Consider the following 10,343-nt stretch of genomic DNA (forward strand, 5'->3'; position numbering starts at 1 on the left):
GTTGTGCTCCGGGGCCTAAATTGTTGCCGGAGTGGCATTTTTCTTGCTATTCCATGGTTGGAGACAAGTACGGAGCACAATCAGCCTGAATTAATCACATAAGGCGGCGGAAGCACGTAAGTAACCGTTAATACTGATCTTATGCGAAAAGAACCTTCCAGACTCCAGCCGGTTCGTCACGGACGCAAAACCGGTGTCCTCACGGCTGTAATAGCACTTTTTGCCATAATCACCGGGCTTTTTGCCGCATTGCCGGTAATTAACAGTCCCGCTATCAACGCAACCATCCCTGAAATGATCACATACGAGTACGACCTGAATGCCACGGACGCCGACGGAGACTCGCTTTCCTATTCAATATTTCTAGGTCCAGCCGGCATGACAGTCAATGATACCGGCCTTATAACCTGGACGCCCAACTATACTCAGGCAGGCAGCTACACCGCTATCGTCCGCGTAACCGAGCATCCATCGCTCTTATTCGTGGCCGATACGTTCCAGATCATCGTGCTCGACGCGGGCGTCGGAGGGACATTCACCGAAGTCGGCGCGGACCGCGGTCTCGATAACAACGGGGTCACAAACGCCGTGGCCTGGGCGGATTTCAACAACGACACGATCCCCGATCTGTTCCTGGCCAATTCAGGCGGAGCGGGCATTCTCTACCGCGGCGGTTCGGGCGGGACATCGTTCAGCGTGGAGAGCGGGTTCGCCCCGGCAGTAAGCGCCGACGCGGTCAGCGCGGCCTGGGCGGACTACGACCACGACGGCCGGATCGACCTCTACGTGGTTTCCAGCGGACTGTTCGGCGGCAGCACAAACAGACTGTACCGCAACGATTCGAGCGGGACGTTCATCGACGTTTCGAGCCAGACGGGTACCGATGACACCGGCACGGGATTCACCGCCAACTGGGTGGATTACGACGCCGACGGCGACCCGGATATCTATGTCGTCAATTTCGGCTCAGCTGACGTGCTGTTCAGCAACAACGGCAACGGCACGTTCACCGCGATGAACGATTCAACGGGTCTCAACGATACGGGCGAGGGCGTGGCCGCCGTCTGGGGCGATTTCAACGGCGACCATCTGCCCGACCTCTACCTGGTCAAGGAAAGCGCCGCCAACAAGCTCTACCGCAACAACGGAGATTCCACGTTCACCAATGTCGCTGCCTCCGCAGGGGTGGACCATGCGGGCAATGGAGCCGCGGCGGCCTGGGGCGACTACGACAACGACGGTGATTTCGACCTGTTCCTGGCCAACAAGGACAGCGTCCAGGTGATGTACAGCAACGACGGGGATTCCACGTTCACCCGCCTCGGCAGCTCCGGAGGCCTGGCGGTGCACGGTACGGCCCGCAGCGCGGCCTGGCTGGATATCAACCTTGACGGCTGGCAGGACCTGCTGGTCACTTTCAGCGACAGCGCCAACAAACTGTTTGTCAACAGAGGCGACAGTACGTTCTCCGACGAAGCTCCGGGAGAGGGGCTCGATCTCTACGGTTACTGGAGTTCGGTCACCTGGGCCGACCCGGAGGATGAGGGAGTACCCGATATCTATCTGGGTCGGCGCAACGGGGCCAACGTCTATTTCGACAGCGATTTCAGCGGGAACTGGTTCAAGGTCCGCCTGCACGGTGTGGTCAGCAGCAGGTTCGGGATCGGGGCCACGGTCAGGATCGTTGCCGGCGGCAGGACCTATCTGCGTCAGATCGACGGGGGCAGCGGGTCGCAGAGCGAGCCGGTGGCGCTCTTCGGAGTCGATTCGGCCAGCACCGTGGACAGCCTGACCGTCTTCTGGCCGGCCGGCCTGCGCCGCGATACCACCAACCTTGCTGTCAACCAGGCGATTACCTGGTTCGAGACCGACAGCGTTTTCCCGGTGGTCGATTCCACAACCGACTACCCGGACACGGACCTGCTGGCCGGGCCCTATACGATTTCAAGCAAGATGACCGACAATAACTCGTTCACGCCGACCCTGTTCTACAGCAGCAACCAGGGCCAGAGCTTTACCACGGTCTCGATGACCGCCAGCGGCGGAGATTATTACTCGGCCGATATTCCCGGCCAGTCCACCGGTACCAGGGTTTACTATTTTGTCCGCGCCGTGGATTCCCTGGGCCACACCACTCGTGATCCCTATTTCGCCCCGGATACGCTCTACGATTTCAGTGTTGATGACTCCGTGCCGACCATCCTGTCGGTCAGCGCTTTCGGGGACACCGCCGACACCGCCGGTCCGTATCCCGTAACTGTCCGGGCTACCGATGACGACAGCCTGCGGGATGTCTACCTCGTCCGGGCTGTGTACCGCGGGGGAGCCCTGGCCGAACGGGACAGTGTGTCGATGGACCTGACCGCCAGCGACTCGGCCGGCTACACGTTCTACCACGAAATGACCGGCGAGGAGATCGGCAGCCAGGTGGACTACTATATCCGCGCTGTCGACCTGGTCGGCAATTACAGTCTGCAGCCCCCGGACCCTGTCGACTCCGTCTACAGTTTCCGGGTGGCCCATTTCAGCGAGGGAACGCTTGCCTCAGGACTGCGCTCGGGGGGATGGCAGGGCGTCTCGGTGGCTGACTACAACCGCGACGGACTGTCCGATATCTACCTGGCCAACACCGACACGGCCGATGTGCTGCTGCTGGCTACCGACACCACCTGGGCCAATGTTTCCAGCCTGCTCGGCTCGGCCGGAAGCGGCGCCAGCCGAGGCGGTTTCTGGGGCGACTACAACAATGACGGTTATCCCGATCTGTATATTATCTCCTCCAGCGCAAACGTGCTGCTTTCCAACGACGGTGACGGGACGTTTACCGACGTATCGGCCGTGGCGGCAGTGGACGATGCGGGCGACAGCTGGGCCGCCGCCTGGATAGATTACAACCGCGACGGACGGATAGACCTGTTTGTCGCCAATAAGGACGGCGCGGACAAGCTCTACCACAACAACGGCGACTCCACGTTCACCGACACCGCCTTGACCGCCGGCCTGAACGGCGGCACGGGCACTGTGGCCTGCGCCTGGGCCGACTATGATGGCGACGGCTGGGACGATGTTTATATCGTCAACTACGGCTCCACAAACCGATTGATGCGAAACCAGAAAAACGGCACGTTCATCGAGATGACCTCCAACGCGGGAGTCACCGGAGGCATCAGCAGCGCCAGCGCGACCTGGGCGGACTACGACAACGACCTCCTGCCCGATCTCCACCTCGTGGAACAGGCCGAGGACATGCTGTTCCGCAACCGGGGCGACGGGACATTCAGTACCATGGACCTCTCAGCCGACGGCCTCAGCAGCCAGCCCGGCGGTTTCGGCGCGGCATGGGCGGATTACGACAACGATGGTTATCCGGACATGGTAAAAAGCCGCGGTGAACTTGGTAAGGAAGACCTTCCGGCCGTGCTGCGCGGCAGTTCCGGCGGCGAGTTGGTCAACAGTACGTTCGAGGCTGGGCTTAACGACGCCGGCCAGCACCGGGGTCTGGCCTGGCTGGATGATAACGGCGACGGCCGGCTGGACCTGATTGTCGTCGGCCGGTTGAGTTCACCGAGGCTTTACCGTAATATTCTCTTCGACAGCAACAGCCATTTTATCAGGCTGAACCTGCAGGGTACGGCCAGCAGCATTATCCCCGGCGGCTCCGAGGTGTTCGCCTACTGGAGCGGCGGACAGGCAATGCGCCGTCTCGGCGGCGGCACGGGATTTACCTCGCTCAGCGAACAGACGGTCCACCTGGGAGTCGGTTCCGCCACCGCGGTTGACTCGGTCGTCATCCGCTGGCCCTCGGGGATGCGCCAGGTACTGACCGACGTGGTCCTGGACGCCGTGGGCACGGTAGTCGAGCAGGATACGCTCTATCCGCGGATCACGAGCCACGACACGATCCCTAACCAGTACGAACTCGGCAGCACTCCGGTGTTGAACTGCCGGATCGCCGACCGGGACTCATCGACAACGGTGCGCGTACACTATGTCGTGGCCGGAGTGGACACCCTGGTCGATGCGGCGATGAGCCGCGACTCGGTGCGAGCGGTGGACAGCGAGATCCGCTCCTGGTGGCGTTACACCATGCCCGCCCTTGGCGACAGCTCGACCAGCAGCTGGAGTATCGTAATCACGGACTCCCGCGGGGCAATCGACAGTACTGTTACGTTCAGCTATACGGTTTCGGTAGACAGCTTGGGTCCGTCCATCTCGTTTACCGCCGGCCCGGACACAGTCCTGCCCGATACAACCGGGCCGTATCTGTTCACGGTCCGGGCGCTGGACAACACTGCTGTTGCCACGATCAGTTTCCGGGCCAGCGGAGAGATTTACGCCGGCGCGGCGTTCAGCGTTTCGATCGATACGACACTCCCCGGCGCCCAGGATTCGGTGGATGTTACGTTCCAGATGACCGCCAGGCCCCTGGGTTCCACGTTCAGCTACTGGGCCTGGGCCACCGACGGGGCCGGATTCTCCAGCCACTCTGACACTGTTGACGTTCAGGTCCGTCCCTGGCGCGGAAAACGCGGATTAGCTCCGCCCAAGCCCAATGTCGCCGATATCCTGCGGCTGGTATATATCATCGTCGGTTACGCCACTCCCACGGCGATGGACAGTTTCGGCCTGGATATGAACCAGGATCAGGATTTCAACACCGACGACCTCGTGGCTATTCTCGATCTATGGCGCACCGGTTCGCTGCTGGCCGGAAACTCTGACAGCGGCCCGGTCACCGCGGTTGCCTCGCTTGTCGACCATAACGAACGCGGAGTTGAGTTCAGCCTCGATAACGATGGTACGGTGCCGTGGGGGATGGTGGAGCTGCGTTTCAGCGGGCAGGAGCGGGTTCCTGTCCAGATCGAACCCTCGGCCCGGCTCGCCGGTCTCATTCAGGCGGCGGGCACAGGCGCCGATGGTGAAATCCTGCTGCTGTTTTTCCCCGCCAAGGCCGGCAGCGGCCTTCAGGCCGGTTCTGGCCCCCTGTTCACGCTGAGGCGGGCAGATGGCAGGGATAACCTTCCCCTGCCGCCGGTGGAGATCAGCCAGGTCCGTCTCGGCGGCTCCGATGCCCAAATAGACAATCGCGCCGCCAAGGCCGGCACGATTCTGCCCCGGCAGATGACTTTGCAGCAGAACGTGCCCAACCCGTTCAATCCCAGCACGACAATCGGCTTCTTCCTGCCCGAAAACGATGATGGACCCGCTGAGACCCGCGTGCGGATCGAGGTCTATAACCTGCGCGGCTCCAGGGTGGCCCTGCTGGCCGACCGCTCGTATCCTCCCGGCTTGCACAGGATCCAGTGGGAGGGGGTCGATGACTCCGGGCGGGAACTCTCCAGCGGCGTCTATTTCTACCGTCTCAGGTCCTCGGGCCGTGTTTTGACCCGCAAAATGATCCTGCTCAAGTAGCTTTTTCTCATCAGGCGCATTTTTCGTCATTCCCGTAAAATACGGCTTTTGCCGTCAGTCCTTGTATTTTTCGCAACTTTATTATAATGTAAGCCAGTCGGGGTGATGGAATAACTGAACCGAGCAGGCGGGACCGCCCCTGTTCGAACCGGTTCCCCCGGCGATCAGAGATCTTCCCGGGGCGGGCCCGCCGGGAGCGGCGGCGGCCCTGCGTATTCAGACAGGAGGCAGGCTGGAGATGAGTCCAGGCAAATCACCGTTTGTCAAGAAGGAAATCATTTGCCCGGTTTGCGGTTCACCGTCGGAAAACCGGTTTATCATGCCCAAAAGCTTTGTGGAGAAGGAAGTCGAGAGCGACCGCCACGTCAAGGAATACAAATGGATGGATTCCGATTTCGAGGGCTACCATCCGCCGTTCTACCATTTCTGGCACTGTACTACCTGCAAGTACACGTCCAGCCAGCGCGATTTTCTCAAACCCGGACAGGATCAGCAGAGCAATTTCAGCCTGATCAAGCGCTGTGTCCAGCAGATGAATCCCAACCAGAAGCAGATCGTCCAGTTGCTGGGCAGCAGTATCAACTACGACAACATGACGTTCTGCATGGCGATGAACGCGCACCTGCTGGCGCTTTATATCCAGGAACTGACGCCTACGGTTGATCGCGACGACAACAAGATCGCCAGCTATTACCTTCGCACCGGCTGGCTGATCAGGGAGCAGATGGCCAAGGACGATCCGGACGGGGAATTTAAAAAGTACAAGGAATTCCTGGCCAAGCTGGGCAAACTGTGGGAGAGCGTGCCTCAGTCAGAGGCCGAGTGCATGAATGCGGCGGCCGAGAATTTTCAGAAAGCATACCAGAACCATCCCAGGTACGCGGATATCCTGCACGCCACCGATCTGATGATCCTGATCGCCGAGATCTATCTGCGCGCCGACAATATGAAGCTGGCGATGAAGAGCCTGAACAGCGTGATGCAGACCGGCCAGAAGCACCGGGCGCAGATGGGCGAAACCATGCGCAAGGACAAGGAGGCCGGCCGTCTGACCGCCACGCGGAAGGCCCAGCTCGATGCCCAGGCCAACAAGGTCAACGTGCTGATGGAAAAAGCCGGCGACATGCGCCAGGAGATAATCAAGGTCAAGATCGCCAAGCAGGAGCCCAAAGCCAAGGAGGTGGTTGCCAAGCTGGAAGCGAGGGGTATGGACGCCGAGGATATCCGCGAAAAATTGAAGGAGTTCAATTTCGAACCCCAGTTGATTACCAGGCTGCTGGGAGAACAGAAGCGGAAGAAGTTCCTCGGGCTGTTTTAAGAGCTTGCGTGGATGTGTTCAAGTGAGACCGCAGATCTGACGATATTATCAATGGAAGACTGTGTCCGGCGGCGAGATGAATTTTTTCGCCTTTTATCATCATTATGATTTTCCGGGTAACCGATGAGTGACATGATGAAACTGATCGTGATCGGGGTCGGCGGAGCGGTGGTCTGCTTCCTGCTGATGCTGGGTGTGTTCGCGATGCTTCTTTCGCCCGGAGAACAGTCAGCCGCGGAGCAGCCCGCCGCAGAGGGCCAGGCGGCGATGGCGGGCGGGCAGGCGATGGCCTCGGTTGAGATGACCCGGCAGCAGATGCAGCGGCGGGTGCCCGGCGGCGAGATACTGGCGTACGCCGATGTGCTCGGTGAAACTATCCCGCTCGAATCCTCGGTTGACGGTTATGGCTGGGCCAAGTGGGGCATGACCCTGCAGGAAGTAATGAACCGGCTGGGCAACGAGGGTGTATCCGACACGGTGGCGTTCCGTCCCCCGCAGAACCCGGAGTTTGTTTCGCTGGTGGCGCTCAACCCCGACCCCAAGCGCTACAAGGTCGAATACCGCTTCTACAACAACAAGCTGTTCCATCTCGAGGTATACTACTCGGATTATTTCGAGGGCAATTCATTCAACGCCTTCCTGCTCTCGAAAATGACCGAGTACGGCCGGCCCTACGATATCAACATCCGGGTGGACGAGCTAGGCAACGTGAACCTGTTCGCCAAGTGGGACACCGAGGAAAGCATGATCGAGCTGGTCTCCCGTCCCAACGGCCGGTATTCCCTCTTCCTCGACCATCAACTGGTACTCTTCCAGCTCGAGGAAGCCCGCAAAAGAGAGGAACAGCTCACGTTCTGAGTTTTTTCCCGTCCGGCCGTGAATTCACTCCATACCCGTCGGTTATCTATTGGCTACCCTGAATCAAGAGGCGGAGATGTATTACGGAAAACCTCTCTTTCCGGCGTTCCTGGTTGCCGTGCTGCTGGTTTTCGGTCCGCTTGACGGGGCCGAGCTGGAGCTGGAGACCGGGTTTGACGGCTCCAACCCCCGCACGGCCGACAGAGTTACCCGCGAAGCCGCCGACCGCTGGCGCGTACGGCCGTTCAACGAGCAAGGCAGCAACGACGCTTACTGGTTCCGGCTCAACGTACGGGTGGTCAACAGTTCGGAGCGCACACGGGATGCGGAACTGTTGGTTGAATGGCCCGTGCTGGAACGTCAGCCGGACTACCCCTACGACTATTACTTCTATGGTGAAAAGGGCGACTGGCGCCCGGTCTACGCCTCGCTGGAGGGTACGACCGCCAGGCTGACGGTGCCGTGCAGGCCGGGTATTACCTACATCGGATTCTATCCCCGCTACAGTTACGCTCACTATCGCGAATTGATCGCCCGCCTGGCTGGAACAAGTGACCTGCAAACGAGAGTGGAGGGGAAGTCGTTCCAGGGACGGGAGATCCACAGCCTGAGGATGGGTGCCGACGGCGGAACCAGGGTGCTGATAACCGCCCGCAACCATCCCTACGAGACCGGCGGGAGCTATATCGTGGAGGAAATGATCGGCTGGCTTCGCTCCGGGCAGCCTGAGGCGGCGCGCCTGCTGGAGGACTGCGAGATATTTTTCCTGCCGATGATGAACCCCGATGGAGTGTTTACCGGCTGCAATCAGCGCACGCGGCCCGCGGGCGGAGTGAACATGAGCTACGGGGCCGATTCGGACGATCCGGCGGTAACCGCCCTGCTGGAGATGGTCGAACGGGTGAGGCCGTCGCTGTGGGCCGACATCCACAGTTGGCCGCACGAGGGCGACGACGGGATGTGGTGCACCCACCAGTGGGTGGCCGACGAGCTCCTGGAGCGCATGCCCGACCGTTCGTTCAACGACTATGTCTGGAATGTCAGTTTTGTCCGGGAACGGGGCACGGCGGAAAACCATCTCTGGCAGTGGCTGATTCGCACTCCGGGCAGCGGGGGAGTGTCGCTGAGCATCAGTTGGTACCGGCGCGGCGAGGAAGACCTGGGCGTTATCGCCAGGCGGATGCTGCAAGCGCTGTGCGAGGCGGCGGGAAACGCGCCGTGATGGTGCGCTGGTGTGGAATTTGCACTGATTTTGGTTGTACGCGCAGAGTTGAGTTCAACCTGACAGAAGCGTGGATTCATGGCTAAATCGAAGCGGAAACGGAAAGCACAACCTTTTGTGGGAATCCAGTGGGACTGCTGCAAGGTATACAGCCGGGTCTATCTCAATAAAAAGGGTACGGCCTACGTGGGCTGGTGCCCCAAGTGCGGCAAGCGGGTGCAGATGAATGTCAGCCCGACCGGGTCCAAAAGCCGCTTTTTCAATGTCGGCTGACCAGCTCAGGCCGGTTTGTTCGCCGCGTACCAGTTAAACACCTTCCCGATTCCCTCGATCATCCCGTCAACCATCGCGTCGCTGTAATGCTCGCTCATCGAGAGAACAATCATCTCGTCCAGCAGCTTTTCCGACACCAGGCAGAGTCCTGCGGGATACATCTCTCGCAGGCTTTTTGCTCCGGCAAGGGGCGGCACGGCAAAAAAGCTGCGCTCCGGATGCTGGAAACAGTCATAGAGGTAAACCGGCCTGCCGCCGCAGTAACCTGTCCAGGCTGGTATACCCTCGGCCGCCAGGGCCTCGGCAAGTTCCCCGGCGGTTACCGGTATGACGCCGGGAGCGGGCCGGAGGATGAAATACCACCAGCTATGGTCGCAGTCAGCCGGGACCGTGGGCAGCCGCAGCCCCGCCACGTTATCCAGGCCGGCCAGCATTTTCTCGGCGATCTCTCGTCGCCGGACGATAATATCGGCCAGCCTGCCGAGCTGGACCCGTCCCACGGCGGCCTGCAGCTCGGTGATCCGGTAGTTCATCGCAAACACCTCGGGGTTACGGCCGCCGCTCGTGCGGTCGTAGGCTTTGTCCATGAACAGTCTCATCCTGCGGGCCAGCTCCGGGTCGTCGGTTACGGCCACGCCCCCGTCGCCGGTGGAGATATGCTTGTACCCGTTCGTGCTGAAACAGCCCACCGCGCCGAACGTACCGGCGAACTGTCCGCCGCTCTCGGCCAGCCAGCTCTGGGCCACGTCCTCGACCAGCTTTACGCCGTGTTTTTCCGCGACTTCGCAGGTTTCCCTGATTCCGGCGCAGGAACCGGCCAGATGAATCGCCAGGACGGCTTTGGTGCGGGGTGTGATCGCCCGCTCCACCGCGTCCGGGTCCATGTTGAACGTCTCGGGGTCGATATCGGCGAATACCGGCAGCGCGCCCTGAGCCACGATGCCGATAACGCTGCCCATGTCGGTGATCGGGCTGGTGATCACCTCATCGTGCCAGCCGACTCCCACCGCGGCCAGGGCCCGCCCGAACGTACGGCACATCGCGCCCGAATCCACTACCCGGGACAGGGCGTCTTTTTCCTCCTGCCCGAATCGAAGGGGCCGCATTGAATCAGGGTTTACCGGTTCGTTCAGTGCGGGTGCGCCCCCGTGGATCGCCAGTTTGTCCATGTTGTGCTCCCGGTGAGCCGGCCGGGGGAAAGGGAGCTAAAGCCCGGGCCGGATTGTGTCGATTATCAAAGAGAACGCACAGGCAATACTT

At 60.6% G+C, this 10,343-nt stretch carries 6 protein-coding genes; 5 read left to right on the forward strand and 1 reads right to left on the reverse strand.

Going from position 1 to position 10,343, the window contains the following annotated elements; all coding sequences use genetic code 11:
* The first annotated feature begins 141 nt into the window (after positions 1–141).
* From FVQ81_13045 to FVQ81_13065, 5 genes are all read left to right on the forward strand, one after another.
* Positions 142–5,412, forward strand: a complete 5,271-nt coding sequence (locus tag FVQ81_13045; protein ID MBW7997474.1) for a hypothetical protein — start codon at positions 142–144, stop codon at positions 5,410–5,412.
* 238 nt (positions 5,413–5,650) lie between these two features.
* Positions 5,651–6,730: a DUF2225 domain-containing protein gene (locus FVQ81_13050; protein ID MBW7997475.1), complete on the forward strand. Its 1,080-nt coding sequence runs from the start codon at positions 5,651–5,653 to the stop codon at positions 6,728–6,730.
* 123 nt (positions 6,731–6,853) lie between these two features.
* The gene (locus FVQ81_13055; GenBank protein MBW7997476.1) at positions 6,854–7,588 is read left to right on the forward strand and encodes a hypothetical protein; all 735 of its coding nucleotides are present in this window, start codon (positions 6,854–6,856) and stop codon (positions 7,586–7,588) included.
* Positions 7,589–7,664: 76 nt separating this feature from the next.
* Positions 7,665–8,810, forward strand: a complete 1,146-nt coding sequence (locus FVQ81_13060; GenBank protein MBW7997477.1) for a carboxypeptidase family protein — start codon at positions 7,665–7,667, stop codon at positions 8,808–8,810.
* 78 nt (positions 8,811–8,888) lie between these two features.
* Positions 8,889–9,083 carry a hypothetical protein gene (locus tag FVQ81_13065; protein MBW7997478.1) on the forward strand — a complete coding sequence of 65 codons (195 nt, stop codon included), beginning with the start codon at positions 8,889–8,891 and terminating at the stop codon, positions 9,081–9,083.
* Between the two features lie 5 nt (positions 9,084–9,088).
* On the opposite strand, the gene FVQ81_13070 is transcribed toward FVQ81_13065, so the two are convergent.
* On the reverse strand, positions 9,089–10,189 hold the full coding sequence (locus tag FVQ81_13070) for a glutamine--scyllo-inositol aminotransferase (protein ID MBW7997479.1): 1,101 nt from the start codon (positions 10,187–10,189) through the stop codon (positions 9,089–9,091).
* Between the last annotated feature and the right edge of the window lie 154 nt (positions 10,190–10,343).

It is taken from the genome of Candidatus Glassbacteria bacterium (assembly GCA_019456185.1).
Lineage (GTDB): Bacteria > Gemmatimonadota > Glassbacteria > GWA2-58-10 > GWA2-58-10 > JAJRTS01.